This window comes from Pseudonocardia benzenivorans CB1190, assembly GCF_000196675.2.
GTDB classification, from domain to species: domain Bacteria; phylum Actinomycetota; class Actinomycetes; order Mycobacteriales; family Pseudonocardiaceae; genus Pseudonocardia; species Pseudonocardia benzenivorans.
Map to the genome: position 1 here is coordinate 5,312,452 of NC_015312.1, position 24,331 is coordinate 5,336,782.

Annotated in this window: 28 protein-coding genes and 2 pseudogenes; 16 read left to right on the forward strand and 14 right to left on the reverse strand. The window is 74.2% G+C overall.

Going from position 1 to position 24,331, the window contains the following annotated elements:
• Positions 1-31 precede the first annotated feature (31 nt).
• Positions 32-2,821: an FAD-binding and (Fe-S)-binding domain-containing protein gene (locus PSED_RS24885; protein WP_013676999.1), complete on the reverse strand. Its 2,790-nt coding sequence runs from the start codon at positions 2,819-2,821 to the stop codon at positions 32-34.
• 76 nt (positions 2,822-2,897) lie between these two features.
• Between PSED_RS24885 and PSED_RS24890 the strand changes: the two genes are divergently transcribed.
• From PSED_RS24890 to PSED_RS35390, 6 genes and pseudogenes are all read left to right on the forward strand, one after another.
• Entirely contained in the window at positions 2,898-3,257 is a 360-nt protein-coding gene (locus PSED_RS24890) for an ATP-binding protein (protein ID WP_083845282.1), read from the forward strand.
• The gene (locus tag PSED_RS35385) at positions 3,233-3,367 is read left to right on the forward strand and encodes a hypothetical protein (protein ID WP_013677000.1); all 135 of its coding nucleotides are present in this window, start codon (positions 3,233-3,235) and stop codon (positions 3,365-3,367) included. Before PSED_RS24890 ends, PSED_RS35385 begins: the two co-directional genes overlap by 25 nt.
• A gap of 24 nt (positions 3,368-3,391) precedes the next feature.
• Entirely contained in the window at positions 3,392-3,697 is a 306-nt protein-coding gene (locus tag PSED_RS24895) for a VOC family protein (RefSeq protein ID WP_041760006.1), read from the forward strand.
• Positions 3,694-3,903, forward strand: a complete 210-nt coding sequence (locus PSED_RS24900; RefSeq protein WP_132975726.1) for a hypothetical protein — start codon at positions 3,694-3,696, stop codon at positions 3,901-3,903. Before PSED_RS24895 ends, PSED_RS24900 begins: the two co-directional genes overlap by 4 nt.
• A 110-nt stretch (positions 3,904-4,013) precedes the next feature.
• A pseudogene (locus PSED_RS35750) lies at positions 4,014-4,355 on the forward strand (hypothetical protein); the annotation flags it as partial.
• A 68-nt stretch (positions 4,356-4,423) separates the two neighbouring features.
• A pseudogene (locus tag PSED_RS35390) lies at positions 4,424-4,990 on the forward strand (hypothetical protein); the annotation flags it as partial.
• A 50-nt stretch (positions 4,991-5,040) separates the two neighbouring features.
• On the opposite strand, the gene PSED_RS24910 reads toward PSED_RS35390, so the two are convergent.
• Complete coding sequence (locus PSED_RS24910) at positions 5,041-5,304, reverse strand: hypothetical protein (RefSeq protein ID WP_013677002.1); 264 nt, start codon at positions 5,302-5,304, stop codon at positions 5,041-5,043.
• 272 nt (positions 5,305-5,576) lie between these two features.
• Between PSED_RS24910 and PSED_RS24915 the strand changes: the two genes are divergently transcribed.
• The 8 genes from PSED_RS24915 (at position 5,577) to PSED_RS24950 (ending at position 12,471) form a co-directional block, all read left to right on the forward strand.
• Positions 5,577-6,773 carry an alpha/beta hydrolase family protein gene (locus PSED_RS24915; protein WP_013677003.1) on the forward strand — a complete coding sequence of 399 codons (1,197 nt, stop codon included), beginning with the start codon at positions 5,577-5,579 and terminating at the stop codon, positions 6,771-6,773.
• Positions 6,774-6,867: 94 nt separating this feature from the next.
• A complete protein-coding gene (locus PSED_RS24920) occupies positions 6,868-7,833 on the forward strand; it encodes an alpha/beta hydrolase (protein ID WP_013677004.1) in 966 nt (321 codons plus the stop codon).
• Between the two features lie 57 nt (positions 7,834-7,890).
• Positions 7,891-8,913, forward strand: a complete 1,023-nt coding sequence (locus PSED_RS24925) for a helix-turn-helix domain-containing protein (protein ID WP_013677005.1) — start codon at positions 7,891-7,893, stop codon at positions 8,911-8,913.
• A 39-nt stretch (positions 8,914-8,952) separates the two neighbouring features.
• Positions 8,953-9,456, forward strand: a complete 504-nt coding sequence (locus PSED_RS24930; protein WP_013677006.1) for a hypothetical protein — start codon at positions 8,953-8,955, stop codon at positions 9,454-9,456.
• Positions 9,453-10,307: a DUF4097 family beta strand repeat-containing protein gene (locus tag PSED_RS24935; RefSeq protein ID WP_013677007.1), complete on the forward strand. Its 855-nt coding sequence runs from the start codon at positions 9,453-9,455 to the stop codon at positions 10,305-10,307. The genes PSED_RS24930 and PSED_RS24935 overlap by 4 nt, the downstream gene beginning before the upstream one ends.
• Positions 10,308-10,357: 50 nt before the next feature.
• Entirely contained in the window at positions 10,358-11,329 is a 972-nt protein-coding gene (locus PSED_RS24940; protein WP_013677008.1) for a daunorubicin resistance protein DrrA family ABC transporter ATP-binding protein, read from the forward strand.
• Entirely contained in the window at positions 11,326-12,144 is an 819-nt protein-coding gene (locus PSED_RS24945; protein ID WP_013677009.1) for an ABC transporter permease, read from the forward strand. The genes PSED_RS24940 and PSED_RS24945 overlap by 4 nt, the downstream gene beginning before the upstream one ends.
• A 30-nt stretch (positions 12,145-12,174) precedes the next feature.
• Positions 12,175-12,471, forward strand: a complete 297-nt coding sequence (locus tag PSED_RS24950) for a hypothetical protein (RefSeq protein ID WP_013677010.1) — start codon at positions 12,175-12,177, stop codon at positions 12,469-12,471.
• On the opposite strand, the gene PSED_RS24955 is transcribed toward PSED_RS24950, so the two are convergent.
• From PSED_RS24955 to PSED_RS24995, 9 genes are all read right to left on the reverse strand, one after another.
• Positions 12,417-13,196, reverse strand: a complete 780-nt coding sequence (locus tag PSED_RS24955) for a DUF4118 domain-containing protein (RefSeq protein WP_013677011.1) — start codon at positions 13,194-13,196, stop codon at positions 12,417-12,419. The genes PSED_RS24950 and PSED_RS24955 overlap by 55 nt on opposite strands.
• A gap of 69 nt (positions 13,197-13,265) precedes the next feature.
• Positions 13,266-14,492: a CaiB/BaiF CoA transferase family protein gene (locus PSED_RS24960; protein WP_013677012.1), complete on the reverse strand. Its 1,227-nt coding sequence runs from the start codon at positions 14,490-14,492 to the stop codon at positions 13,266-13,268.
• A 64-nt stretch (positions 14,493-14,556) separates the two neighbouring features.
• Positions 14,557-15,420 carry a dioxygenase family protein gene (locus tag PSED_RS24965; protein WP_013677013.1) on the reverse strand — a complete coding sequence of 288 codons (864 nt, stop codon included), beginning with the start codon at positions 15,418-15,420 and terminating at the stop codon, positions 14,557-14,559.
• A gap of 107 nt (positions 15,421-15,527) precedes the next feature.
• A complete protein-coding gene (locus tag PSED_RS24970; protein WP_233899150.1) occupies positions 15,528-16,352 on the reverse strand; it encodes a class I SAM-dependent methyltransferase in 825 nt (274 codons plus the stop codon).
• A gap of 32 nt (positions 16,353-16,384) precedes the next feature.
• Positions 16,385-16,921: a VOC family protein gene (locus tag PSED_RS24975; RefSeq protein WP_013677015.1), complete on the reverse strand. Its 537-nt coding sequence runs from the start codon at positions 16,919-16,921 to the stop codon at positions 16,385-16,387.
• Positions 16,918-17,157: a lipoyl domain-containing protein gene (locus tag PSED_RS24980; RefSeq protein ID WP_013677016.1), complete on the reverse strand. Its 240-nt coding sequence runs from the start codon at positions 17,155-17,157 to the stop codon at positions 16,918-16,920. Before PSED_RS24980 ends, PSED_RS24975 begins: the two co-directional genes overlap by 4 nt.
• Positions 17,154-18,134: an alpha-ketoacid dehydrogenase subunit beta gene (locus tag PSED_RS24985; RefSeq protein ID WP_013677017.1), complete on the reverse strand. Its 981-nt coding sequence runs from the start codon at positions 18,132-18,134 to the stop codon at positions 17,154-17,156. Before PSED_RS24985 ends, PSED_RS24980 begins: the two co-directional genes overlap by 4 nt.
• 11 nt (positions 18,135-18,145) lie before the next feature.
• Entirely contained in the window at positions 18,146-19,159 is a 1,014-nt protein-coding gene (locus PSED_RS24990; protein ID WP_013677018.1) for a thiamine pyrophosphate-dependent dehydrogenase E1 component subunit alpha, read from the reverse strand.
• Between the two features lie 742 nt (positions 19,160-19,901).
• Positions 19,902-20,378, reverse strand: a complete 477-nt coding sequence (locus PSED_RS24995; protein ID WP_103379994.1) for an RrF2 family transcriptional regulator — start codon at positions 20,376-20,378, stop codon at positions 19,902-19,904.
• Between the two features lie 105 nt (positions 20,379-20,483).
• On the opposite strand from PSED_RS24995, the gene PSED_RS25000 reads away from it, so the two are divergent.
• Positions 20,484-21,206: an SDR family oxidoreductase gene (locus PSED_RS25000; protein ID WP_233899485.1), complete on the forward strand. Its 723-nt coding sequence runs from the start codon at positions 20,484-20,486 to the stop codon at positions 21,204-21,206.
• Between the two features lie 9 nt (positions 21,207-21,215).
• Here PSED_RS25000 and PSED_RS25005 read toward each other — a convergent pair whose 3' ends face one another.
• Complete coding sequence (locus tag PSED_RS25005; protein ID WP_143770614.1) at positions 21,216-21,557, reverse strand: hypothetical protein; 342 nt, start codon at positions 21,555-21,557, stop codon at positions 21,216-21,218.
• A gap of 109 nt (positions 21,558-21,666) precedes the next feature.
• On the opposite strand from PSED_RS25005, the gene PSED_RS25010 reads away from it, so the two are divergent.
• On the forward strand, positions 21,667-21,840 hold the full coding sequence (locus tag PSED_RS25010; protein ID WP_013677022.1) for a hypothetical protein: 174 nt from the start codon (positions 21,667-21,669) through the stop codon (positions 21,838-21,840).
• Positions 21,841-21,904: 64 nt separating this feature from the next.
• Here PSED_RS25010 and PSED_RS25015 read toward each other — a convergent pair whose 3' ends face one another.
• Both PSED_RS25015 and PSED_RS25020 read right to left on the reverse strand, forming a co-directional pair.
• On the reverse strand, positions 21,905-22,390 hold the full coding sequence (locus tag PSED_RS25015; RefSeq protein WP_103379947.1) for a MarR family winged helix-turn-helix transcriptional regulator: 486 nt from the start codon (positions 22,388-22,390) through the stop codon (positions 21,905-21,907).
• A 49-nt stretch (positions 22,391-22,439) separates the two neighbouring features.
• Positions 22,440-24,278 (reverse strand): chloride channel protein, encoded by a 1,839-nt coding sequence (locus PSED_RS25020; RefSeq protein ID WP_013677024.1) that lies wholly within the window; start codon positions 24,276-24,278, stop codon positions 22,440-22,442.
• Positions 24,279-24,331 lie beyond the last annotated feature (53 nt).

Sequence of the window (24,331 nt, forward strand, 5' to 3'; positions counted from 1 at the left end):
GGAGTGTGCCCTCTCGCCGCTCGGGGTGCCGTCATCGCGTCGCCCGCTCCAGCAGTTCCAGCACGTGGACATAGGGCTCCCCCACCGCGCGCGACATCCCCAGCTCGCAGGTGCGGTTGCAGGAGGCGTGGGCGTCGAAGTCCTTGCCGGCCAGCTCGGCGGCCTGCGGGGCGGTCGCGGCGGCCGTGAGCTCGGGGTGCAGCAGGCCGCGGTCGCCCGCGAACCCGCAGCAGCCCCAGGCGTCGGGCACCGTCACCTCGACGGCGACGGCCTCGGCGACGCGGAGCAGCGCGGCGGTGAGGCCCATCCGCTGCGCGGAGCACGTCGGGTGCAGCGCGAGCGTCGGGATGCGGGTCGGCGTCAGCGCGCCGAGCAGGTGCTCGGCGGTGAACGCGACGGCGTCGACGACGCGGATCGCCCGGTACCGGGGATGGCCGTCGGCGAGCATCTGGTGCAGGCCCTCGGTGCACGACGACGCGTCGGTGACGACGGGCAGCCTGCCGCGATCGGTCGCGGTCCACAGCGCGGGCAGCACCCTGGCGGCCATCGCGGCGAGCCCGGCCTTGTGCCCCTTGGACTTCCACGGGGTTCCGCAGCACAGTGACGGGAGCCGGTCGGGCACCACCAGCCGCACCCCGGCCCGCTTGCAGAGCCGGGCGAACGCCTCGGTGGCGCCCGGGTCGGCGGGGCCGAACATCGTGCCGGTGCAGGAGCTGAAGAGGACGGCGTCGGCGTCGCCCGTGGGAAGGGAGGCCGGCACCCGCGCGCCACCCGACCCGGGCAGATCGGCCGACCACCGCGGCACGGTGTCGGGGTCGCCGACGCGCCGGGCGAGATCCGTCGCCCGCTCCACGGTCCGGGCCGGCAGCCGGCCGGCCAGGTCGAGCGCGGCCCCGGCGGCGGCCGTCGTCGCCGACCAGTGCCGCGCCGCGACCGTCCACGCCGCGGAGACCGCGCGCTGCGGGCGTTCGGCGCGCAGCCGCCGGACCAGGTCACCGGTGTTGATCAGCACCGGGCACGCGGTCTGGCACATGCCGTCGACCGCGCAGGTGTCGACGCCGTCGTGGACGTAGCCGGACTCCAGCTCGGCGACCAGGTCGGTGTCGCCGGCGAGCCGGGCCCGCTCGGTCTCGCGGCGCAGGACGATCCGCTGCCGCGGCGTCGTCGTGACGTCGCGGCTGGGACAGACGGGCTCGCAGAACCCGCACTCGACGCACCGCTCGACCTCGTCCTCGACAACGGGCGCCGACTTGAGGTCGGCCAGGTGCGCCTGCGGGTCCTCGTCGAGCACGACACCCGGGCTGAGCAGGCCACGCGGGTCGAAGAGCCGTTTGATCTCCTGCAGCACGGCGTAGAGCTCGTCGCCGTACTGGCGGCGGACGAACGGCGACATCATCCGGCCCGTGCCGTGCTCGGCCTTGAGGGTGCCGCCGCGGCCGAGCACCAGCGTCACCATGTCCTCGGTGAAGCGGCCGAACCGGTCGCGCCCCGAGCCGTCGCCGAGGCGCTCGGTGAGCATGAAGTGGATGTTGCCGTCCTTGGCGTGGCCGAAGATCACGGCGTGGTCGTAGGCGTGCTTCTCGAAGAGCCGGGTGAGCTCCTGGCACGTCGGGAGCAGCTCGGGGACCGGGACGGCGATGTCCTCGAGCAGCGCGGCCGTCCCGGCGGGGCGGGCGCCCGCGACCTTCGCGTACAGCCCCTTGCGCAGGTGCCACAGCGCGGCCTTGGCGGCAGGGTCACCCGCGAGCGTGCGCGGGCCCTCGACCGGCAGCCGCTCCAGCACCGGCGCGGCGGCCCCGGCGAGCGCGTCGGCCTCCTCCGCGGTCCCCGCGCGGTACTCCACGAGCAGCGCCGCGTGGTCGCGCACGACCAGGTCGCGCAGCACCGGCGCGGCGTCGGCGTCGCCCTGGCCGACCCGCAGCGACGTCGCGTCGAGGAGCTCGACCGTCGCGGGCGCGGTGGCGACGAGATCGGGCAGCGCCCGGTTCGCGTCGGCGAGGTCGGCGAAGACCAGCAACCCGGTGCGCGCGTGCGGGTACAGCGGCACCGTGCGCATGACGACCGAGGCGACGAACGCGAGCGTGCCCTCGCTGCCGACCATCAGCCTCGTGAGGATGTCGACCGGCCGCTCGTGGTCGAGGAACGAGTTCAGCCCGTAGCCCATCGTGTTCTTGATCGAGAACAGCGTCTCGACGCGTCGCCGCGAGTCGGCGTTCCCGCGTACCCGGTCGCGCAGCCGGGCCAGCCCCGCCCACAGGTCCGGCTCGCGGTCGCGGAGCCGCTCGTCGGCATCGGGTGCGCCGGTGTCGAGCACCGTCCCGGACGGCAGGACGACCTCGACCGACTCCACCAGCACGTAGCTGTTCGCCGTCGTCCCACACGACATCCCGCTGGAGTTGTTGGCGACGACCCCGCCCAGCGTGCACGCCGACTCGCTGGCCGGGTCCGGCCCGAGCACCCGCCCGTAGCGGGCCAGCTTGGTGTTGACCTGCCGGACCGTCGCGCCCGGCCCGACCCGCACGCGCTGCCCGTCGTCGAGGATCTCGATGCCGCGGAAGAACTTCCGGGTGTCGACGAGGACGCCGTCGGTCACGGCCTGGCCCGACAGGCTGGTGCCGCCCGAGCGGAACGTCAGGTGGGTCCCCACCGCCGCGACCGCGGTGAACAGGCGGGTGACCTCGCCCGCGTCGCGCACCGTCGCGACGGCCTGCGGCGTGCGCAGGAAGTGTGAGGCGTCGTGCGCCATCCCGAACCGGTCCAGCGCGCGGGTGCTGACGCCGGGTACGGCCGCGGCGAGCTCGTCGCCCAGAGTGGTGGTCATCGCGCTCGTCCTCGTCGTCGTGGTCGCCGCATTCTCTCCCGCCGTGGACGACCATGCCGTCTAGTTCTGCGACGCGGTGAGTGGCGATGGTCGCCCGGGCGACCATCGCCACTCACGAGCAACCGGTAGACCCAGGACGTGGCGCGGCAGCGGGCGGCGTCGGGACGGAGGCGCGGTGTCGGTGCGCGACGACGGGTGCGGCACCACGACGTCGGGCAACGGCAGCGGCAACGGCAGTGCCGGTGGCAACGGCAGTGCCGATGGCAACGGCAGTGCCGATGGCAACGCCACGGGCCGGGGCCTGTCCAACCTGCGCGACCGGGTCGAGGCCGTCGGCGGCCGGTTGCAGGTCGACGGCGTGCCCGGTGTGGGCACGCGGGTGTGCGCGGAGCTGCCTGCAAGGAGGTACCGATGGCTGAGCTGCTGCGCGTGGTGATCGCCGTCAACGCGATCTTCGCCAAGCTCGGGCTGGTCGAGGAGCCCGTGCACAGGCGGGTCGCGGCCGTGCCGGCGTACCTGCAGGACCGCACCGCCCCGACGTCGTGACACTGCCGCTCCGGTGCCGACGTCGTGCACCTGGCCGTGGCCGACGGCGTCCAGGTCGTCCAGTGCACGAGCTCGGCGCGGGGTCCGGACGTCCACGGGATCACGCGAGGCGCGTTCCTCCACGTCTTCGAGGCCGGCGGCAACCGCATCGAGCTGTTCGGCACCTCCGGCATCCTCGAGCTCGTACCGGACTTCGAGACGGTGACCTGGGATCTCACCGACTTCGACATCGGGCCCGGGCGGCGGTCACGGCCTCGAGGTCGCGACGGACCCGGTCGGGGTAGGGGACTGGACCGGACGGACCCCGGTAGGGCATGGTGCGCGCCATGAATCTGTCCGTGCATTTCGTGGGCGGTCCGGCCGACGGCAGGGACGACGAGTACGACACCATGTCGTCGCCGGTGCCCCGGCTCTACCTCACCGACGACGACGACCGCTGGCGCGCGGTCTACCAGCTGTCGGCGGACTGCCCCGTCGTCGGCGGGCGCTGGCAGTACGAGGAGGTCCCCGACCGGCTCGGGCGCCCGTACCGCTGACCGGCCCCGACCCGACCGACACCCGCACATCCCGCGCGATCCGGACACCTCGCGCGGGACGTGCCGAACGGCCCTGGGCCCCCGGCGCCCACCCGGCCGATCATGCGTCGATGCGCATCCTCGACCGGGCCACCGTGGCCGAGCTGCTCGACCTCGACCAGCTCGTGGACGCGCTCGCCGTCGCGATGACCGACCTCAGTGCCGGCCGCGCCACCGTCCCACCGCGCACGGGCGCGGCGATCGCTGCCGCCGGCGTCCTGGTCGCCATGCCCGCGTACTGCCCGTCACTCGGACTGGCCGCGGCGAAGCTGCTGACGGTCTACCCCGGTAACGCGGCGGCCGGCCGGCCCGTGCACCAGGCGGTCGTCGTGGCGGTCGACCCGGAGACCGGCAGTCCCGTGGCCCTGCTCGACGGCGACGCGATCACCGAGCTCCGGACCGCCGGCGGGCTCGGCGCTGTCGGTGCGGCTGCTCGCGCGGCCGGACGCGCGGACGCTCGCGGTCGTCGGGCACCGGTCCGCAGGCGCTCGCGCACGCCCGGGTCGTCGTGCGGGAGCGGCTGTTCGACCGGGTGCTCGTCGGCGGCCGGAACCGTGAGCGCGCGGAGCGGATCGTCGCCGATCTCGCCGCGCACGGTGTCGACGCGACGCCGTGCACGATCGCGGAGGCCGTCGGCGAGGGCGACGTCGTGTGTGGCACGACCAGCGCCGTCGAACCGCTCGTGCGCGCGGGCGAGGTGCGCGACGGCGTCCACGTCGCCGCGGTCGGCTACGCCCGTGGCGGCGGGGAGGTCGACCCGGCGCTGATGGCCTCCGCGCTGCTCGTCGTCGAGCACCGCGACACCGTCCTGACCGCGTGGCCCGCCGGTGCCGACGACGTCATCGACGCGGTGGCGCGCGGCCTCGTCGCGCTCGACGACGTCGTGGAGATCGGCGAGCTCGTCGCGGGCACCCGCGCCGGGCGGACCGACGACCGGCAGCGCACGATCTACCGCTCGGTCGGCCTCGCGGTGCAGGACGTCGCGGCGGCGGCGGTCGTGTTGCGGGCGGCCGGCACCCGTGGCCTGGGCACTGTCGTCGAGCTCTGACACACGACCGCCCCGGTCACGGGGACCGGGGCGGTCGCGGGCGCGGTCGCTCAGTTGTAGACGTGGTGTCCGCCGTAGCCCGACGACGAGTGGTCGTACGAGTCGTGGCAGCCCTTGTCGTAGGAGTCGTGGCAGCTCTTGTCGTCGTAGGACTTGTCGCACCAGTCGTCGTTGCCGTCGTAGCGGCCGTTGTCCCAGCAGTGCGAGTACTTGTCGTCCCAGCTGTGGTGCTTCTCCGACCAGCTGTCGTTGCACTCGCGGTTCCAGGTGTTGTCGTTGTGGTACTTGCCGGTGCTGCAGTGGGACTTGAACATCTCGGGCCTCTTCTCGGTGTCGTTCGTGCTGGGGGGTTCGTGCCGTGGGGGTGTTCCTGCTGACGAGAACCCTGCCGTCCCGGGCCGCGGCGGACGATCGAGTGCGCCCCCGATCCCGCGGGGGGAAACCCGACTCCTGGCGGGCACGGCCCGTCCACCTCGGACGCCGTGGCGCCGAGCGACGGGCACTGGCGCCCACGGCGTCCGGTGGGCGAGGATCGTCGTCCGCGTTCCCGACGACGGCGACCGCGGACGACGGGAGGGCCCGACGCATGCGGTGGCTGCCGCTCCTGCTCGCGGGAGTCCTGCTGCTCGCGTCGTGCGGCAGCGACACCGAGCGCCGGGCCGTCGACGGACTCGTCGACTCGTGGACCGCCGGGCCGTTCTACACGCTGCCCGACCCGATCCCGCCCGGTGCGCCGGGCACCCTCGTGCGGTCGGAGCGGCTGGGCAGCGCGCCCGCGGGCGCGATCGCGTGGCGGGTGCTCTACCACTCGCGCGACGTCACCGGTGCCGACCTGCTCACCTCCGGCGTCGTGGTCGCCCCGGCAGGCCCCGCTCCCGCCGGCGGGCGGACCGTCGTGTCCTGGGGGCACCCGACGACCGGTACCGCGCAGCGGTGCGCGCCGTCGGTCGGCGACGACCCGTTCGATCTCGTCGAGGGCCTGTCCGACCTGCTGCGGGCCGGGTACGTGGTGGCGGCCGCGGACTACCCGGCGATGGGTGCACCCGGCCCGGCGTCCTACCTGATCGGGGCGACGGCGGGCGACAGCGTGCTCGACGCCGCCCGCGCCGCGCGGGCCCTGCCCGAGGCGGGGGCGTCGGACCGGCTGCTGCTGTGGGGGCACTCGCAGGGCGGGCACGCGGTGCTGTTCGCGGCGCAGCTGGCCGCCGCCTACGCACCCGAGCTGCGCCTGCTCGGCGTCGCCACCGCGGCCCCGGCGACCGACCTCGCCGACCTGCTGCGCGCCGACATCGGCGACGTCTCGGGCGTGACGATCGGCGCCTACGCGTTCGCCGCGTACTCGGCGGCGTACGGCGTACCGCTCGACACGATCCTCACCCCCGCCGGCGCCGCCGCGACGCCGGCGATGGCGCGGCTGTGCCTGATCGGCCAGAACGCACAGCTGCACGACATCGCGACGCCGCTGGTCGGACACTATCTCGGGGGCGATCCGGGCCTCGTCCAGCCATGGGCGCGGCTGCTGGCCGCCAACACCCCCGGCACGACCCGGCTCGACGTGCCGCTGCTCGTCGCGCAGGGCGGCGCCGACACCCTCGTGCGGCCCCAGGTGACCACGGCGTTCGTGGCCCGGCAGTGCGCCCTCGGCACGCACGTGACCTCGCTGCCGTTGCCCGGCGTCGACCACGGCTTCGTCGCGCTCGACGCCCTCCCGACGCTGCTCCCCTGGCTCGCCGCGGTGGAGCGGGGCACGCCTCCTGCCTCGACCTGCCCGGCCGGCGCGTGACCCGCCATCCGGCGGGGCACGCCCGCCGCGCGACGGCTGGGGAGGTGCGCGGCGCACGCATAGCGTCGGGTCGTCCGACAGCGAGGAGCCGACGATGACCCGCACCCACCCGCCGTTCGACCCGGAGCTCGAGGCCGCGCTGCGCCTCGTGCACCAGGTGAACCCACCGACGGTGACATCCGAACGGATCGCCGACCTGCGCGCGATCACCGACGCCTACCGGATCGCCGAGGAGTCGTTGGCCGGGATCGACGTGGCGGAGCACGTCGCGCCGGGCCCGGCCGGTGCGCCGGACGTCGCGCTGACCGTACTGCGACCGGCCGACGCGGACCCCGCCGTGCCGCTGCCCGGGATGCTGCACATCCACGGCGGCGGCATGGTCGCGGGCAACCGGCGGGTGGGTCTGGACTGGGCCGCGGACTGGCTGCGTACCGTGCCGATGGTCGTCGCGTCGGTCGAGTACCGGCTCGCGCCGGAGCACCCGCACCCGGCACCGCTCGAGGACTGCTACGCGGGCCTGGAGTGGCTGGCGGGCAAGGCCGCCGAGCTGGGTGTCGACCCGTCCCGGCTGGTCGTCGCGGGCGGCAGCGCGGGCGGGGGGCTCGCGGCGGGCGTCGCGCTGCTCGCGCGGGACCGCGGCGGCCCGGCCCTCGCGGCGCAGCTGCTGATCTGTCCCATGATCGACGACCGTGCCCGCACCCCGTCCAGCACCGAGCTCGACGGTGAAGGCCTGTGGGACCGGACGTCGAACGCGACGGGCTGGGCGGCACTGCTCGGTGACGCCGCAGGCGGCCCGGACGTCTCCCCCTACGCCGCACCCGCCCGGGCGACGTCGCTCGCCGGGCTGCCGCCCGCGTTCCTCGACGCGGGAGCGGTCGAGACGTTCCGCGACGAGACCGTCGACTACGCGACGCGGCTCTGGCAGGCGGGCGGGCAGGCCGAGCTGCACGTCTGGCCGGGCGCGTTCCACGGGTTCGACTCGGTCGTGCCCACGGCGACGCTCTCGCGCGAGGCCCGCGCCGCGCGCGAGAACTGGTTGCGCCGGGTCCTGTCCGGCTGACGGGCCGGACCCGGTACCTGCTCGACGGCACGGGGCTCGGCGAAGGAGACTGCCGGGATGCGCGAACTCGCGGGCCGTGTGAGCTCGTTGGACCCGGACGCGGGCGCCGCGCTGCACGCCATCGCCTACTTCGACGCGCTCGTCGAGTCGCGGGCCGGACTGGAGGCGGTCGTCCGCGCCGCCGCGGTGCTGGCCGGCTGCGCGGCGGGGCTGCGGGACCCCGCCCGGCGGGCCGTCGTCCGCGTGCTGCTGGACGGACGGCGCGAGGACGGCGAGCCCACCGGCACCCGGGCTGCGCTGCACGACGACGACGGCGCGGTCGTCTGGCTCGAGCGCCCCGCCGGCGCCGGCGACCCCGCCCGCGACGCGCTCGACGCCGTGATCCTGGAGCGGATGGCCGCGACCGCGCGGATCGTGCTCGACCGCACCCGGCCGCTGGGCCGGCGGGAGGACCCGGCTGCCGTCGAGCTGCTGGTCGATCCCGGGGCGGCGCCGGAGGTCCGGCGGGCGGCCGCGCGCCGGCTCGCGCTGGTCGGCGACGCGTTCGTCGTCACGGTCGGGACCGGCGCGCCGCCCGCGGGGAGCCGGGTCGCGGTCCGGCCCGGCGATCTCGTCGTCACGGTCGAGGCCGCCGGGACCCCCGGTCCCCGGCCCGCGCGGCACGCCGTCGGGCCTGCGGTCGGGCTCGACGACCTGCCCCTCTCGCACGAGCTGGCCCGGCTCGCGTTGCGTCTCACCACCGCACCCGACGAGCCCGGCCCCACCAGCGTCGATGCCGCCGAGGTCACGGGTCTGCTCGCCCTCGCCGACGGCTGTGACTCGGGCGCGGCGTCGATCGAGGTCGCCGCGATCGAGCGGGTGGTCGCCCGCTTCGGCTGGGCCCCGACGACCCTGTTCGCCGTGGCCGCCGACCCGAGCCTGCGGGCCGCGGCGACCCAGCTGCACGTCCATCATTCGACGCTGCAGGAGCGCGTCGACCAGATCGGCCACGCGCTGGGCTGGTCGGTCGTCACTCCTGCGGGGCGGACCCGGCTCGCGATCGCCCTCGCTCTGCGCCTGCTACGAGCAAATCGCTGGTGACACTTGCACATGGCGCCATCATGGCGCCATGATGGCGCCATGGAACTCGACGGCTTTGTCGACGGCCTGCACCGCGAGCTGGTCGTCGCGGCCGAGGCCGGCGGCGACGACGTGCGGGCGCTCGCGGAGCGGCTGGTGCGCGCCCTCGACTCGGCGACGCGGCTGATGCTGCTCGACGCGCTGTCGGTGGCGGCGGACGAGATCACCCGTGAGCTGGCACCCGGCTCGGTCCACCTGCGGCTGCGCGGCCGCGAGCCCGACTTCGTCGTGGCCCTGCCCGCGCAGCCGGAGCCCGCCGGCACCGCGGCACCGGAGGAGCCGCCGCCGGCGAGCCAGGCTGACGCCACCGATGGCGCCACGTCGCGGATCAACTTCCGGCCGCCGGAGAGCCTGAAGGCCCGGATCGAGGAGGCGGCGGGCCGCGAGGGCCTGTCGGTCAACGCGTGGCTCGTCCGCGCGGCGACGACGGCGCTCGAGGCCCGCGACCGTCCCGACCCCGCGGCGCGCTCGCGCAGCGGCCGGCTCACCGGCTGGGTGGGGTGAGCGACGTGGACGAGTCCTACGTCTTCGACACCCCCGAGCCGGTCCTCGTCACCGTCGACCTCCCGCACGGCGGCGTGCGCGTGGTGGCAGGCGACCGCACCGACACCCGGGTCACCGTCAGCACGGGCTCCGACAGCCCGCCGACATCGAAGGTCGTCCTGGCCGAGGGTGTCCTCGCGATCACCGGCCCCACCCGGCGCCGCTTCGGCTGGGCGCTCGACCGGCTCCGCGGCAGCGCCGCGGAGGACGTCCTGATCGAGGCGCCGGCCGGGACCCGGATCCAGGCCACGCTCGCGATGGGCGAGTACCGGTGCGCGGGCCCGCTCGGCGAGTGCCGGCTGACGACCCGCTACGGCGACATCCGGGTCGAGCAGGCCGGCCCGTTGCAGGCGAGTACGGCCTACGGCGACATCCGCGTCGACCGCGCCACCGACGACGCCGAGCTCACGACGAGCGCCGGTGAGCTGCACGTCCGCACCCTCGACGCGGGCGGCGTCCTCAAGAACGACTACGGCGAGACCCGTGTCGGCCACGTCGGCGGCGACCTGCAGGTCACCGGCCTCTACGGGGACATCCGCGTCGACCGCGCGGAGGCGGGTGTCACCGCCCGCACCGCCTACGGCGGCGTCCGGGTCGACGACGTCGCGCGCGGCGTCGTCGACCTGGTGACGACCTCGGGCGTCCTCGAGGTCGGCATCCGGGCGGGGACGGCCGCATGGCTCGACGTGAGCTCCGCGTCCGGCCGGATCCGCAACTCCCTCAACCCCCGCGACAACCCGGACGGGTTCACCGACACCGTCGAGGTCCACGCCCGCACCGCCGGCGGCGACATCGTCGTCCGCCGTGCCTGATGCCGTCCCGAGACCACCGAGAGCTCCCGATCAACGAGGAGAGACAACCCATGTCCGCAACCCGCCCGGAGGCCGTCCTCGCGACCGGCCTGCGCAAGTCGTTCGGGACCGAGGTCGTGCTCGACGGCATCGATCTCGCCGTCCCTGCCGGCTCCGTCTTCGCCCTGCTGGGACCCAACGGCGCCGGCAAGACCACGACCGTCCACATCCTCACGACCCTGCTGGCCGCCGACGGCGGAACCGTCCGCATCGCCGGTCACGACCTGGCCACCGACCCCGATGCCGCTCGTCGCGCCATCGGGGTCACGGGGCAGTTCTCCGCGGTCGACAACCTGCTCACCGGGGAGGAGAACCTGCGGCTCATGGCCGATCTGCTGCACCTGGACCGGGCCGATGGACGACGGCGCACCGCGGCGCTGCTCGAGCAGTTCGACCTCGTCGACGCGGCCGCCAAGGCACCGTCGGCCTACTCGGGCGGGATGCGTCGCAAGCTCGACCTCGCGATGACCTTGATGGGCGACCCGGCCGTGATCTTCCTCGACGAACCCACCACCGGTCTCGATCCGCGCACCCGCCGGATGATGTGGGACGTCGTCCGCGATCTCGCGGCCGGCGGCGTCACGATCTTCCTCACCACGCAGTACCTCGACGAGGCCGACGAGCTGGCCGACCGGATCGCGGTGCTCGACCGCGGCCGGATCGTCGCCGAGGGCACCTCCGCCGAGCTCAAGCGGATGATCCCGGGCGGCCACATCGAGGTCCGGTTCACCGGCCGCGCCGCCTTCGACACGGCCGCGCGGACGTTCTCCCGGGCACGTCGCGACGACGACACCCTGACCCTCCAGATCCCCGCCGACGGCGGGGTCCGCTCGCTGCGCGCCGTGCTCGACGGCCTCGACGCGGCACACGTCGAGGCCGACGAGCTCACCGTCCACCGTCCCGACCTCGACGACGTGTTCCTGTCCCTCACCGGTCGCCCCCGCCCCGCGGCGGAGGCCCAGCAGAAGGAGCTGGTCCGATGACCGCCCTCGCCCCCGCCCTGCCGCTGCGCGACTCCCGCACCATGTTGCGCCGCAACGTCCGGAGGATGCTGCGCTACCCGTCACTGACCGTCCTGCTCGTCGGGATGCCCGTGGTGTTCCTGCTGCTGTTCGTCTACGTCTTCGGGGGGACGCTCGGCAGCGGGCTGCCCGGGTCGGCGGCCGGCCTCACCGGCCGCGCGGCCTACGCGAACTACGTCGTCCCCGGCATCCTGCTCATGACCGTGGCCGGCGCGGTCCAGGGCACCGCGATCTCGATCGCGATGGACATGACCGAGGGCATCGTCGCCCGGTTCCGGACGATGTCGATCTCGCGGACGGCGGTGCTCACCGGCCACGTCATCGGCAGTCTCCTGCAGGTGTTCGTGGGGCTCGCCGTCGTCACGGCCGTCGCGCTGGCGGTCGGGTTCCGGCCGACTGCCGGCGTCCTCGGCTGGCTGGGCGCGATCGGCATCCTCGCGCTCGCCGGACTCGCGATGATCTGGCTCGCGGTCGCGCTCGGGCTGAAGGCCAAGAGCGTCGAGACGGCGAGCAACACCCCGATGTTCCTGATCCTGCTGCCGTTCCTGAGCAGCGGGTTCGTGCCCACCGACTCGATGCCGACGGTGCTGCGCTGGTTCGCCGAGTACCAGCCGTTCACCCCGGTCATCGAGACGCTGCGCACGTTCCTGACGGGCACGGCCCCGGCGGGCGCGACCGGGTGGCTCGCGCTCGGCTGGTGCGTCGTGATCGCGGGCGCCGGGTTCGCGTGGTCGCGCCGCCTCTACGAACGCGCCTCGATCCGCCACCACGGCTGAGCACCACGACGACCGGCAAGGAGCACACCGATGGACGCGACCACGACGACGCTGCTCGTCGGCGCGCTGCTGGCACTGGTCCCGGGATGGGCGGGCTACCTCATCGGCCGCGCCTCGCAACGCCGCCGGGGTCGAGGCCCACGGCCCGGCGCACGGGAGATCTGCTCGTGCGGTCACGGCTACGGCACGCACGAGGGCGAGGCCCGCTGCCACGGCTCGGAGGTGCTGCGGCTCAACGGGATCCAGGGTGTCCACCGCTGCGGGTGCACGCGTTACGACGGGCCCGAGCCGCTGCCGCGGTCCTGGACGCCGGAGCCGCTCATATGAGCAGACGCCGTGGGGCGGGTGTCGACCTGCTCGGCCAGGGTCGCCGCGACCAGCCGTCGCTCCAGGTCGGGGCGCCGGACGCGGGTCGAGGCCGTCAGCTCGTAGACCCCGTCGCCGCGGCCGGTCGCCAGCTCGATGCGGTCCATCGTGGGCAGGCCCTCGCGTCCGACGTCGACGGGGCGCCTGTTCCACGTGACGCTCCCGTCCGGGTGCAGCCGGGGCCGATCGGGGCGCGGCGGTCCGGGCCGGAACTCGCAGCGGTCGAGGTCGAGCACCTCGGCGATCATCGCGCCGACCGTCGTGACGAGGTCGGACGTGGCCCCGTCCACGGCCATCCGCGCGACCCCGGCCACGCCCGCGACGTAGCCCTCACGCCGACTCGCGCGCGCCCGCTCCCGCCTGCCCCACTGCGCGAGCTCGGTGACGGCAGCACCGACGGCGAGGAGTAACAAGGTGGTCTCGAGATCGGCTCGTTCGAAGATCGTCAGCTCGTAGAAGGGCGGCGCGAGGAAGAAGTCGAAGGCGAGCGCGGCGATCACCGCCGCGAGGAGGCCGGCGGCCCGCTCGGCACGGACCGCGACCGCCGTGACGACCAGCACCAGGATCAGTGAGGCGCTCGTGTTGACCACCACCGCACGCAGCAGCCCGAGAACCGCGGCCGTCGCGACGGGCAGCACCACCGCCCACGTCAGCGCCCACGGCCCTGCCCACGTCCTGGTCCCCATGCCGACCAGCTGACACCCGGCGGGCCCGGCGGACAACGGTCCTTGACGAGACCTTGACGCCCGACCTGGTCAGCTGCGGGGGTCGGCGCGCAGCTCGGCGAGGACCTCGTCGGTGTGCTCGCCCAGATCCGGGCCCAGCGACCGGATCGGCAGCGACCGCTCCCCCAGCACCGGGACGATGCCGGGGAAGCCCACCTCGCGCGGGGCGTCCCCGCCGACGTCGACGGGCAGGTACTGGATCATGTCGCGGGCCCTGAACTGCTCGTCGGCGACGATGTCGGCAGCCGTGTAGATCGGACCCGCCGGCACGCCCGCCTCCTCCAGCAGCCGCAGCACCTCGGCTCGGGGGTGCTGTGCCGTCCAGGCGCCGATGGCGTCGTCGAGCTCGTCGCGCCGGGCCCACCGGCCCGCGTTGGCCGCCAGGTCCGGGTCGGCGCCCAGGTCGGCGCGGCCGATCAGCGTCATCAGCCTACCGAAGATGCCGTCGCCGTTGCCGGCGATGACGACGCTGGAGTCGTCCGCGCAGGGGTAGGCGTTGGACGGCGCGATGCCCTCCATCCGCCCGCCGGTCCGGCGCCGCTCGACGCCGTACGCGAGATGGTCGGGGACGAGCGACTCCATCATCGAGAAGACGGCCTCGCTCAGCGCGACGTCGATCGTCCTGTCCGACACCGGGACCCGCGCGTCGGCGGCACGCGCGCGCTCGCGCTCGAACAGGGCCATCATCGCGCCGAACGCGGCGTAGAGGCCCGCGATCGAGTCGCCGATCGACACCCCGACCCGCACCGGCTGGCGGTCCTCCTCGCCGACGAGCTCACGCAGCCCGCCCATGGCCTCGGCGACCGCGGCGAACCCGGGCCGCGACGACAGCGGGCCGGTCTGGCCGAACGCCGACACCCGCACGACGACGAGCTCGGGGTTGACCGCGTCGAGCACGTCGGGCCCGAGGTCCCACTTCTCGAGCGTCCCGGGCCGGAAGTTCTCCAGCAGGACGTCCGAGCGCGCGGCCAGCGCCAGCACCGCCTCGCGGCCCTCCGGCGAGCGCAGGTCGAGCGTCACCGACCGCTTGTTGCGGTTGATCGTCCGATAGAGCATCGACGTCGTCCCGGCGTAGAGCCGCCAGTTGCGCAGCTCGTCGCCGGTGCGCGGACGCTCGACCTTGACGACGTCGGCGCCGAAGTCGGCCAGCAGCCGTCCGGCGGTCGGTGCCGCGATGTAGTTGCCCAGCTCCAGGACGCGGACCCCGGACAGCGGCAGTCGCGTGGGGTCCCCGTCGTGGTTCGTCCGGCCGTGCACCGTTCCTCCTCCGGCGCCCGTCCCACGACGGGCGACGCGCAGGGGAGCCTAACCGGACACGCGGCTACCGGGCCGTGGGCTGCAACACGAAGTCGTACTCCGCGACGAGGAACGGGACGTCACAGTGGCCGCCGCCGGGCGCGGGACCCGGCTCGTGCTCGACGAACGGCACCACCAGCTCCTGCTTCGTCCCGAAGACGACGTCGCTGTCGAGGTACTGCGCGCCCTCCCGGAACAGGTGGGTGATCAGCGGCTCGTAGCCCTCGACCGCGATCAGGAAGTGCATGTGCGCGGGCCGGAAGTGGCTGATGTCGGTGCGCGCGACCAGCTCGCCGACAGGCCCGTCCATCGGGATCGCGTACCCCAGCGGCGCGACGGTGCGCAGGCAGTACTCCCCGTCGGCGCGGGAGGTGTACTTGGCCCGCAGCCGCGCCTCGTCGGTGACGACCTGCGACTCGTAGCGCCCGTCGGTGTCGGCCTGCCACACGTCGAGTACGGCATCGGCGACGGGCTTGCCGTCGAGGTCGCGGACCGTGCCGTGGACGTAGAGCGGGGTGCCGTGCAGCCCGTCGGACATGTCGTCGCCGTAGCCGCGCTCCGGCGAGCCGTCGATGTGGAACGGGCCCAGCACGGTCGCGGGAGTCGCGGCCGGGTCGAGGCGGTTGTTCATCTGCACGACGAGCATCGACAGCCCCAGCACGTCCGAGGCCAGGATGAACTCCTCGCGGCGGTCGTCGCTGATCTGGCCGGTGCGGGTCAGCCAGCGCATCGCGGCCATCCACTCGGCCTCGGTCAGGCGGACCTCGCGGGCGAAGTCGTGCAGATGCCGGACCAGGGCGCTGAGCAGCTCGGCCGTGCGGGAGTCGTGGGCGGTCGCCCACCGGTCCACGGCGAGCTCGGTGATGTTGTCCTCGGTGACGAGATCCATGCTCGGTCCTTCCGGGTCGCGCCGGTGGTGGCGACGCTCGTCCCTCGATGTTCTGCCCGCGACGGGGTGCGTGGCAACGGTGGTGTGCCCGGGCGCGGCACGCCCGGTCACGGACGCGCGAGCTCCCAGACGACGACGGCGGGCAGTCCGACGTAGGCCGCCTCGTTGGCCTCCGGGATGAGGGTCGCCGTGGGTGTCGCCGCGGCCTCGCGCGTCAGCACCGGTTCGGCGACACCGCGCACCTGCAGCCCGGCCTCCAACGCCGCGGTGGCGTAGTCGGAGAGCAGGTGGGGGTGCAGCCGGATGAACGCCCGCCCGTTGCGGCCCGCGAACTGCGCCTGCCACCCGAGCGTCACGAGGAACGGGTGCACGTCGCTCACGACCACCCGCCCGCCCGGCCGCACCACCCGCGCGAGCTCGGCGAACGCCTGGGCCAGGTCGGCGAGGTGGACCATCGCCAGCGCGCAGATCGCGGCGTCGACCGACGCGTCGTCGAGCGGGAGCGCGTCGAGCCTGCCCTCCAGGAACCGGCCGTCCGGAATCTTCGGCCGGGCGAGCGCGAGCATCGCGGGCGAGCGGTCCACCCCGACGACGGTGTGCCCCCGCCCGGCGAGGTACTCCGACCAGCGCCCCGTGCCGCACGCCGCGTCGAGGACGGTGCCGGCCGGCCACGGGTCGATCCGCGGGCGAACCGCGGCACCCTCGACGGCGAACAGCCGCAGCGGGCCGTCGTAGGACCCGGACCACTGGACGTAGCCCTCGTCGACGTCGACCTCGGTACCCAGCGGCGAGCCGCGGTCGGGCCGGTCGAGGACGTCGCGGGTCTCGGCGAGCCTCGCGGCCCGGGCCTCGGCCGCGTCGGCGTGGAGCAGCCGCAGCAGCGCGAGCCCCTCCACGCCCACCATCAGCTCGCCCAGCGTCGGGTCGGTCACCGCGCACACGCTACGAGCAACCGGGCCTGTCGTCACCGCGGTCGCAGCGGGTCCGTCCCGTCCCAGTCCAGCGAGGCCCGCCACATCGCGGTGAAGCTCGCGTCCAAGCCCGGGGACGCCTCGATGAGCTCGATCATCCCCGGCCGCGCGGGACCGCCGTCGAGGTAGGCGACCTCGCCGTTCCCGACGCCCGCGCGGAAGGCCAGTGTCCAGCCGTCCTTCTCGTAGCGGGCGACGTCGGCGTCGATGTCCTCGCTCGCGACGCCCAGGTGGTGGAAGCCGGGACCCGAGCGGTCGAGCAGCTCCTTGTAGACCGACGGCTCCTCGTCGAGCGGCTGGATGAGCTCGATCTGCATGCGGCCCGCGAAGCCCATCGCGATGGTCACCGCCGCGGTGCTGGGACGACCGCGGTAGACCGGGTCACCGCCCCGCCACTCCGGGAAGTGGAAGAACGGTCCGGCGCGCAGGTCGCCGGTCCAGAAGTCGACGGCCTCCCGCAGGTCGGTGACGACGAACGCCGTCTGGATGACACCGCCGTGCGGCTGGCCGAACCCGAACTCGCCGGTCATGACACCTCCACGACGCACACGCCCTGCCCGACCTCGGCGTCCTCGTCGACCGGCACGAGGATCTCGACGAGGGTCCCGTCGGCGGTCGCCTCGACGTCGTGCGAGACCTTCTCGGTCTCGACGGTGTAGAGCACGTCGCCGGGGACGAACCGGTCGCCGGGCTCCTTGTGCCAGGCGACGATCGTGCCCTCGGTCATGTTCATGCCGACTCGCACGAGCTTCAGCGTCATCTTCATGCGAACTGCTTCTCGGTGACGCTGCGGACGGCCTCGGCGATCCGCTCCGGGCCGGGGATCAGGGCGGCCTCGGCGTTGGACGCGTACGGCAGCGCGACGTCGGGGACGGTCACCCGGCGGACGGGCGCGCGCAGCGAGTCGAAACCCCGGTCGGCGACGACCGCCGCGATCTGGCTCGCCGCGCTGCAGCGGTCCCGGGCCTCGTCGACGACGACCAGCCGGCCGGTCCGCGCGACCGAGGCGAGCACCGTCTCCTCGTCGAACGGGACGAGGGTGCGGGGGTCGATCACCTCGGCGGAGATGCTGTCGTCGGCCAGCGCCTTCGCGGCGCGCAGGGTCGGCTTGAGCATCCGGCCGATGGCGACGACGGTGACGTCCGTGCCCTCGCGCGCCACCGTGGCGCGGCCGAACGGGACGAGGTGCTCCCCGTCGGGGACCTCGCCCATCTCGCCGCCGCGCCCGGCTGCCTCGAGGAAGAACGTCGGGGTCGCGCCACGGACCGCCGTCTTGAACAGGCCCTTCGCGTCCGCGGAGTTCGTCGGCACCGCGACCTGGATGCCGCCGAGGTTCATCAGCACCGAGTAGGCGGTGTCGGAGTGCTGGGCGGCGTTCGAGTTGCCCCCGCCGTAGCCGGCGACGACCGTGATCGGTAGCTCCATCTGGCCGCCGGTCATGAGGCGGAGCTTGGCCATCTGGTTCCCGATGGCGTCCATGCCGGTGTAGATGAAGTTGTTGAACATCAGGTGCAGCACCACCCGGTAGCCCGCCGACGCCAGGCCGACCGCCATCCCGGTCAACGTCTGCTCGCAGATGGGGCTGTTGCGGATGCGGTCGCGCCCGAAGCGCTCGACCAGCCCGCGGGTGTCGCCCATGATCGCCAGCTCGACGTCCTCGCCGAAGACGATCAGCTTCGGGTCGCGTTCCAGCTCCTCGACGAGGGCCTCGTTGATGGCGGTGATCAACCGCTTGCGCGCCATGAGGTCTCCCCTTACGCCGTCGGGCCGAACATGAGCTGCGGCGCGAGCTCCGGGTCCGCGGCCGGTCCGGCCTCGGCGAACGCGACGGCCGCCTCGACCCGGGCGCGGACGTCGGCGTCGATCCGCTCGAGCTCGGCGGCGTCGCAGATTCCGGCGTCGAGCAGTCGCCGGGCCGAGCGCAGCACCGGGTCGCGGTCGTCGGCCTGCCATGCCGCGATCTCGTCCGCGCTGCGGTAGGTGCCGCCGCCGAGCATGTGCTGCTCGGCCTCCAGGTGGCCGCGGATGCGGTAGGTCGTGGCCTCGACGTACGACGGTCCACCGCCCGCCCGGGCCCGCTCCACCGCCGCGCCGACGGCGGCCCGGACCGCGAGCACGTCGTTGCCGTCGACGACCTCGACCGGCATGAACGCCCGCGCCCGGTCGGCGAGCACCCCGCCGGTCACGGTCGAGGTGACGGTGAACTCGGAGACGCCGTTGTTCTCGCAGAGGAACACCGTGGGCAGCTCCCACGCGGCGCTGACGTTCATGCTCTCCATGAACGAGCCCTGGTTGGCGGCGCCGTCGCCGAAGAAGCAGGTCGCGACGCGGCCCTCGCCCTCCAGCCTCGCGCCCCACGCGGCGCCGGTCGCGATCGCGAACCCGGCCCCGACGATCCCGTTGGCGCCCAGGATCCCCTTCGACACGTCGGCGACGTGCATCGAGCCACCCATCCCCTTGCAGATGCCGGTGGCCTTGCCCCAGATTTCGGCGAACATGGCGTCGAGGTCGCCGCCCTTGGCGAGAAAATGCCCGTGGCCGCGGTGGGTGCTGGTGATGTAGTCGCGGTCGGTCAGCACCGAGCAGGCGCCGACGGCCACGGCCTCCTCGCCGATGTAGAGGTGCACGCCGCCGGGCAGACTCCCGTCGGCACAGGCGACGATCAGCCGTTCCTCCGCGCGCCGGATGAGCAGCATCCGCTCGTGCAGGGTGCGGGCCGTCGCGTCGTCGACGGCGGGCTCTCGCACGTCCGTCCGGGGGGTCGCCATCGCCGTCCTTCCCGTATGGCCAGATCGTCCCCCCGAGGCTCGCCGACGGCAGGCCGACGGTCTACGGCCCCGGGTGCAGCAGAACCTGTCCCTGCGCGCGACCGCCTCGGGACCGACGCGGTCTGCCCCGTGACTCCCGCGCCGCGCCGCGGGGTCACCTCGCGGAGCCGTCACCGGGGCACCCCCACCCGCGTCCACCGCCCGGCGGCTGCGGATGCCGGAGTCACGCCTCGCGGCGCGGGTAGTGATCGGCATCCGCGGGACATGAGGGCAGCTGCGTGCGCTCATGTCCCGTCAACGGCGATCACGACCGGCCTGGCCGACGAACAGCCCATAGTCTGCGACCCGGCCCACTCGGCCCGCCGCCCCGCAGTCCCCGACCCCGCAGTCCACCACCGCGACCCGCGACTCCCAGAACGCATCGAATCCGGAACCTCAGGGACGCACTGGGCGTCCTGAGGACGGGCCATCACCCTCCTGCCACGGACTCGTCGCTCGCCTCGCCGGGCAGTGACGTTCACGTGGCAGCCCCCGCAAGCGGAGCCCACCAGACAGCCACGACGTGCTCGTCGATCGCCGTCCCCGGGACCTGAGCGCACCTGCACGCGCTGAGGTCCCGCCGGCGGCGATCACGTCGCCATGCCCGCCCGGCGAGCCGGATCGGGCTCGTCTACGCCACCCGGACCCCCGACGTGACGTCGACCCGCGACCCGCCGGACCCGCGAGCCGGCGACGAGCTCGGTCACCCCGAGCGACCGGCCATCCACTCCCGGGCCCGCGGCAGCGTCTCGGGTCCGACGTCTCGCCCGACACGGCCGGCCAGGTCGGCGATCGTCGTGGCGCGCAACGAGTCACGCCAGGCGCGGTCGGCGTCGTACATGACGGACGCGATCCCGCAGGGCACCCGGCACTGTTCGGGGGTGGCCGCGAACGGGCCCCGCTGCCGGATCTCCGTGCACACGAAGGCCGACTGCCGGCCGTCGACGGCCTCGACGACGTCGAGCACCGTGATCGCCTGCGGGTCGCGGGTGAGCTGGTAGCCGCCGGCCTGCCCCTGGACGGACCGGACGAGCCCCGCGCGCGAGAGCGCCTGGAGCTGCTTGGCCAGGTAGGTCGGCGAGACGTCGTGGAACGCGGCGAGCCGCGCCGCGGGAACGGGCTCGGTCGCGCCCGTCAGCACGACGCAGCAGTGCAGCGCCCACTCGACTCCCCCGGACATCTTCACCCGCGCAGCCTACTTGACTCGGACACATCTTGTCCGGGTATTGTTTCCGGACAGTCTTTATCCGAGTTGAGAGGCGGGATCGTCGTGCGGATCGTCGTGGTGGGTGGCAGTGGCAGGGTCGGGTCGGCGCTGGTCGAGCGCTTGCGCGCCGCGGGACACGAGGCCGTCCCGGCCTCACCGTCGACAGGCGTGGACACGCTCACGGGCGCCGGTGTGGCGGACGCGCTCGCGGGCGCGCAGGTGCTCGTCGACGTCAGCAACTCGCCCTCGTTCGCCGACGAGGACGTGCTGCGGTTCTTCACGACGTCGACGCGGACGTTGGTCGACGCGGCACGCGCGGCCGGGGTCGAGCACTACGTCGCGCTGTCGATCGTCGGGACCGACACGCTGCCCGACTCCGGCTACCTCCGCGCGAAGACCGCCCAGGAACAGCTGATCACGGCATCGGGCATCCCGTTCACGATCGTGCGCGCCACCCAGTTCTTCGAGTTCATCGCCCCGATCGCCGACGGCGCCACCGAGGGCGACCGCGTGGTCCTGCCCGCCGCGCAGTTCCAGCCGGTCGCCGCAGGCGACGTCGCGGCACTGCTGGCCGAGGTCGTCGTCGGCCCACCGGCCGGGACCTTCGACGTGGCCGGGCCCGACGCGCGGCCGATGGCCGAGTTCGTGGGCGCGACACTGGCCGCCACGGGCGACCCGCGGGTGGTCGTCGGCTCGCCGGACGCGCGCTACTTCGGCACCCGACTGCGGCCCGGCTCGCTCGTCCCCCGGGGCGACGCCCGGATCACCCCCACCCGGTTCGACGACTGGCTCGCCTCCTGAGGCCGGCGCCTACGCCCGGGCGGCGTCCCTGAGCAGCTCCGCCACCGCGTGCACGGCCGAGATGCACCGTGCAAGGACGGACGGGCCGCCGCGTGGTCGGTCGCCCGGGCCGCCCGCCTCCGCGACGCCGTCCTCGCCCCTGCCAGGAGCGCCGACGGCCCTCCCGGCAGAATCGCCGACGGCACGGACGTCGCCCGCACCGACCTCATGGCGCGCAGCGTCGTCGGCGCCTTCGGCGGGACAGTCGGCGGCGACGCCCGAGCCCGCGAACCGGCCGAGCTGCATCGCGCGTACGGCGACCGTCGCGACCGGCGACGGCGTCCACATCTGGTTGGGCCGCACGACACTCACGCTCATACGCTACCCGCAATCGTTGCGCTTACGCATTGATTGCGTGAAGTCTGTCACCTGAACGCGCCGGATTCGCGCCCACCGGCCTCGACGGCCTCATCCTGGGGCGATGGAAGAGCACATCCTCGACGATCTGGTCGACCTGCACGTCCTCGCCGAGCACGGCGACGCCGACGCGGCCGAGTCCGCGCAGCGCTGGCTGGACCGCGATCCGGACGCGCGCAAGCAGTGGCAGGACGTCGAGCGGGACTGCCGACTGCTCCGCGGCGACGACGAGTCCTGACCTCGCCGCGCCCGAGAACCCGGGGGACGAGGTCGGGCCCCTCGGCACCCGGGGACCTCGCGGGTCAGGCGGTCGTCCAGCCCAGCTGCCAGGCATCGGGGGCCGTCTCGCCCGCCGCGTCGGCGAACGCGCGCAGCGCCGGGACGAGGCTCGCGCGACGCTGTCGCGGCATGCCGTCGAGAATCCTCGCGATGGCGTCACGCCGCTGCCGGTCGACCTGGGCGACGAGCGTGCGGCCCTCCGCCGTCAGCTCCAGCACGAGGTTGCGCCGGTCCGCGGGGTTGTCGGTGCGGTCGAGCAGCCCGGCGGCGACGAGTCGTTCGCACGCCCTGCTGATGTTCGACGGGTGGACGCCCAGGCCCGCCGCCACCGCGGCGAGGTTGAGCGGGCCGCGGCTGGAGATCATGACCAGGACCCGCAGCTGCGGCAACGTGATCCGGTCCTCCACCGCGGCCACCGACGACGCCGTCACCCCGACCAGCACTCGGGCCGCGAGCATGACGGCGTCGACCTGATCGGCGGTAGGCCCGTCGGATTCCTCGATCGTCACGGGTCGAGTGTCGCGCGGGCCGTCGTGGACCTCGCGCCCTGGTCGCACCTCACGCATCGACCGGCGCGGCATCGGTCCGGCGGCGGCGCGCCACGCCCAGCGGCCGCTCGCGATGGTGCTCCTCGGCGAGGTCGCGCAGCCGGCCGTCGAGCAACTGCTCGACGGTGACGAGACCGGCCAGGCGGGTCGGGTCGGTGCGGTCGACGACGGGGGCGGCCCCGACCGCGGCCTGCGCGAAGCGTGACGCGACGGCACGCAGCGTCTCCCCCGCCCCGACGACGAGCGGCTCGACGATCATGACGTCGCCGACGGTGGTGGCGTCGTCCGGCGGGTGGGTCAGGAGCCTGCGCGGAACGACCCCGACGATCGTCGCGTCGTCGTCGACCACGGGGAAGAGACGCTGCACGGGCGCGGGCCGCCCGCCCGCGCCACCCCCGCGACGGGGCACCTCCGCGGCGAGGACGCCGACGTCGACCGGGAGCGGGTCGTCGGCGACGAGAGTGCGCGGAGCGGCGTGCATGACCTCGTCGGCCCGCAGGACCTCCAGCGGGTCGACGTCGTACTCGCGCGAGAGGTGGTAGCCGCGGCGGGCGATCTTCTCGGTCAGCACCGAGCGGCGCAGCAGCAGCGCCGAGGTCCCGTAGGCGGCCGTTGACGCGATGACCAGCGGCAACAGCATCGGCCAGGCGTGGGTGAGCTCGAGGGAGAACACCACGCCCGTCAGCGGCGAGCGCATCACCCCGCCCACCACGGCCGCGAGCCCGACGATCGCCCAGAACCCGGGCGCGACGGTGGGGAACAGGTGACCCTCCAGCGCTCCCAGCGACGCCCCGATCATGAAGACGGGCGCGAGTACCCCACCGGAGGTTCCCGACCCCAGCGAGAGACCCCAGATCAGGCTCTTCACCGTCAGGATGCCGACGACCAGCGCCAGCGTCGCGTGTCCGGTGAGGAGCTCGCCGATGACGTCGTAGCCGACGCCGAGGGCGCGGGGCTCGATCAGCCCGCCGATCCCGATGATCAGGCCGCCGATCGCGGGCCACCACATCCAGTGCACCGGCAGCCGGGCGAACGTGTCCTCCGAGACGTAGACGAGCGCGGTCACCCCGACGGCCAGCAGCCCGCCGACGACCCCGGCGACGACGCACAGCCCGCTGTCCAGCGCCGGGACGTGCAGGTCGCCCAGCGAGACGGGAAAGATCGGGCCGCCCCCGAGCAGCGGGACGCGCACCAGCGTCGCGGCCGACACCGCCGCCACGACGGGCAGGAAGCTGCGCGGCCGCCACTCGAACAGGAGCAGCTCGACGGCCAGCAGCACCGACGCGAGCGGCGAGTTGAACGTGGCCGCCATGCCCGCCGCGGCGCCGGAGACCATGAGCGCCTTGCGTTCGTCGGCCGACAGGTGCAGGTGCTGGGCGAGGATCGAGCCGATCGCCCCGCCGGTCATGATGATCGGGCCCTCGGCCCCGAACGGCCCGCCGGTACCGATGCTGACCGCCGCCGAGACCGGCTTGAGTACGGCGACGCGGGGCTCGACCCGGCTGCGCCGCACCAGGATCGCCTCGATCGCCTCGGGCATGCCGTGGCCGCGGATGCGCTCGGAGCCGAACCGGGCCATCAGCCCGATCACCAGCCCGCCCGCGACGGGCGCGAGCAGCACCAGCCACGCGGGGTGCGGTTCGGCGCCGGGCGCCACGAGGTCGAACCCCACCCGGCCGTAGAACACCAGGTGCGTGACCAGGCCGATCAACCGCAGCAACGCCCAGGCCGCGACGGCCCCGAGCGCACCGATCGGCAGCGCGAGCGCGACGATCAGCAGGACCCGCGGGGTGAGGGTGAAGTCGCCGAGGCGACGGTCGAGCCGGGATGCGTCCGTGGGTGCAGGCACCGGCACATGGTCACCGGATCACGTGCGGACCGCAATCATTGCGGTGTCGCATC

Coding starts and splice junctions, on each gene's coding strand:
- PSED_RS24885 (WP_013676999.1), bottom strand. CDS start 2,821: ATGACCACCACTCTGGGCGACGAGCTCGCCGCGGCCGTACCCGGCGTC.
- PSED_RS35385 (WP_013677000.1), top strand. CDS start 3,233: ATGGCTGAGCTGCTGCGCGTGGTGATCGCCGTCAACGCGATCTTCGCC.
- PSED_RS24900 (WP_132975726.1), top strand. CDS start 3,694: ATGAATCTGTCCGTGCATTTCGTGGGCGGTCCGGCCGACGGCAGGGAC.
- PSED_RS24910 (WP_013677002.1), bottom strand. CDS start 5,304: ATGTTCAAGTCCCACTGCAGCACCGGCAAGTACCACAACGACAACACC.
- PSED_RS24915 (WP_013677003.1), top strand. CDS start 5,577: ATGCGGTGGCTGCCGCTCCTGCTCGCGGGAGTCCTGCTGCTCGCGTCG.
- PSED_RS24920 (WP_013677004.1), top strand. CDS start 6,868: ATGACCCGCACCCACCCGCCGTTCGACCCGGAGCTCGAGGCCGCGCTG.
- PSED_RS24925 (WP_013677005.1), top strand. CDS start 7,891: ATGCGCGAACTCGCGGGCCGTGTGAGCTCGTTGGACCCGGACGCGGGC.
- PSED_RS24930 (WP_013677006.1), top strand. CDS start 8,953: ATGGAACTCGACGGCTTTGTCGACGGCCTGCACCGCGAGCTGGTCGTC.
- PSED_RS24940 (WP_013677008.1), top strand. CDS start 10,358: ATGTCCGCAACCCGCCCGGAGGCCGTCCTCGCGACCGGCCTGCGCAAG.
- PSED_RS24945 (WP_013677009.1), top strand. CDS start 11,326: ATGACCGCCCTCGCCCCCGCCCTGCCGCTGCGCGACTCCCGCACCATG.
- PSED_RS24950 (WP_013677010.1), top strand. CDS start 12,175: ATGGACGCGACCACGACGACGCTGCTCGTCGGCGCGCTGCTGGCACTG.
- PSED_RS24955 (WP_013677011.1), bottom strand. CDS start 13,196: ATGGGGACCAGGACGTGGGCAGGGCCGTGGGCGCTGACGTGGGCGGTG.
- PSED_RS24965 (WP_013677013.1), bottom strand. CDS start 15,420: ATGGATCTCGTCACCGAGGACAACATCACCGAGCTCGCCGTGGACCGG.
- PSED_RS24975 (WP_013677015.1), bottom strand. CDS start 16,921: ATGACCGGCGAGTTCGGGTTCGGCCAGCCGCACGGCGGTGTCATCCAG.
- PSED_RS24980 (WP_013677016.1), bottom strand. CDS start 17,157: ATGAAGATGACGCTGAAGCTCGTGCGAGTCGGCATGAACATGACCGAG.
- PSED_RS24985 (WP_013677017.1), bottom strand. CDS start 18,134: ATGGCGCGCAAGCGGTTGATCACCGCCATCAACGAGGCCCTCGTCGAG.
- PSED_RS24990 (WP_013677018.1), bottom strand. CDS start 19,159: ATGGCGACCCCCCGGACGGACGTGCGAGAGCCCGCCGTCGACGACGCG.
- PSED_RS24995 (WP_103379994.1), bottom strand. CDS start 20,378: ATGTCCGGGGGAGTCGAGTGGGCGCTGCACTGCTGCGTCGTGCTGACG.
- PSED_RS25010 (WP_013677022.1), top strand. CDS start 21,667: ATGGAAGAGCACATCCTCGACGATCTGGTCGACCTGCACGTCCTCGCC.